Below are 1627 nucleotides of genomic sequence, written 5' to 3'. Positions count from 1 at the left end.
GCCGCGGAACAGCAGCGGCGGGGGGTGTCCCGCCTGGGCCCAGGAGAGTCGGCCGGCCACGGGGTCGAAGAGGCAGCACAAGGCGCTCCCCAGCACGGGTTGCGCGGAGCACTGGATCAGCTGGTTCAGATGGGTCAGCACGGCTCCTGGCTCGATGCCGGCGACGGCCATCCCGCGCAGTGCCCCGAGCAGCGTCGCCATGGCAGAGGCCGCGGGGACGCCGTGACCGGTCAGATCGCCGACCGTGAGGAGCGTCCTGCCGTCCGGCAGGCGCAAGGCGTCGTACCAGTCGCCGCCGACCAGGTCGGTCGACCGGGCGGAGAGGTGACGGGCGGCCACGTCCAGGCCGTCGGTCCCCCGCGCCGACGGAGGCAGGCACTCGGGCCGGGGCGGCAGTACGGCCTCGCGCAGTTCCACCGCCATGCGGCGCTCCGCCCGGGCGCGGTGCTCCTCGCTCCGGAGCGAGGAGCGGGTCCGGTCCACCGTGTACTGGCTGCGTCTGAGCCTGCTGACGTCCCGCAGAACCGCCCACATGGAGGCGGTACAACCGGTGGCGTCGAGCACGGGCTCGCCGGTCATGTGCAGGGTCCGCATCCGTCCGTCGGGCAGGAGGATGCGGATCTCTCCGTCTATCGGCCGGCCGTCGACCAGGCAGTCCGTAACCATCGACGTCAACAGCGGCTGGTCCTCGGGGAGGAGTACGGACGGAAGCTCGTCCAGGGACAGTGCTCCCGCCGCCGGGTCCCTGCCGAAGATCTCGTACAGCTCGTCGGACCAGCTCACCTCGTCCGTGAGCAGATTCCATTCCGCGCTGCCGACCCTGCTGAGCAACGAGCCGGCCGGGCGGGCGCCGGGGGTCTGTCGTGCGGGTCCGCCCGCCGGCAGGGTGGGCTGGGCCGGGACCCCGTCCCTGAGCTGCCCCAGCTGCTCGCCCAAGTCGTCGAGCTGGTTCACGGCCAGCTCGCAGAGCGCCCGCTCCCAACGCAGCTGCGGGTCGTCCTCGTCCAGTACGGAGCTGTCCCGCCGCACGGCCGCGACGTCACCGCGCAGCCGACGGGTGCGGCTGATCAGGGCGTCGACGGCGTCCCGCCCGGGTGGTCGCGGGGCGGGGCGGTCCGCAAACAGATGGGACGGCATCACGTACTCCGATACAGACACGGCACGGCCGGTTCGTGGGGGTGGACCGGACACGACTGTTGCACAGGCCGGGGGAGCCCGTAAGGGATTTGGCAACACTCGACAGGTTGTTGCTTCCGGCATATGCCATCGGCTGACTGGAGTGCAGTCCGCCGGACACCTTTGCCTGTATCGCCGAGTTGACGCAAGCCGTCCGGCGTGAGCTGCGGGTCGCACGCCCGCGTGAGCGGCTCCCGCACGGCGCGTCCGTCGGGAGCGGGGAGGTGCGGGCCGGGCCGGCGGCCGCGCGGCGGGAATGGGCGTGCGCCCCGGCGTGTTACGGAGACAGTCGGAAACGATACCCATTCCCATCAGGTGGAGGTGGGATCGGAAGGCCTACTTGGAGGTCCCCATGGCACGCAGCGAGACCAGGCCCGTCGTACTCCTCCGTTCGACGGCGGGTACCGGACACACCTACGTCACGCGGAAGAACCGCCGAACCAGCCCCGAC

At 71.6% G+C, this 1627-nt stretch carries 2 protein-coding genes; one reads left to right on the top strand and one right to left on the bottom strand.

What is annotated here, in order from left to right:
- Positions 1 to 1137: PP2C family protein-serine/threonine phosphatase (locus tag IH13_RS0122230; protein ID WP_031087112.1), on the bottom strand; the 1137-nt coding region annotated here is incomplete at its 3' end.
- A gap of 391 nt (positions 1138 to 1528) precedes the next feature.
- Between IH13_RS0122230 and rpmG the strand changes: the two genes are divergently transcribed.
- Positions 1529 to 1627, top strand: a 99-nt coding sequence (rpmG, locus tag IH13_RS41070) for a 50S ribosomal protein L33 (RefSeq protein WP_082317672.1), incomplete at its 3' end; no start/stop codon positions are given.

Source organism: Streptomyces sp. NRRL WC-3549, assembly GCF_000721935.1.
Lineage (GTDB): Bacteria > Actinomycetota > Actinomycetes > Streptomycetales > Streptomycetaceae > Streptomyces.
The sequence above is the reverse complement of the archived record's forward strand: the minus strand, read 5'-3'. Positions and strand labels throughout refer to the sequence as shown.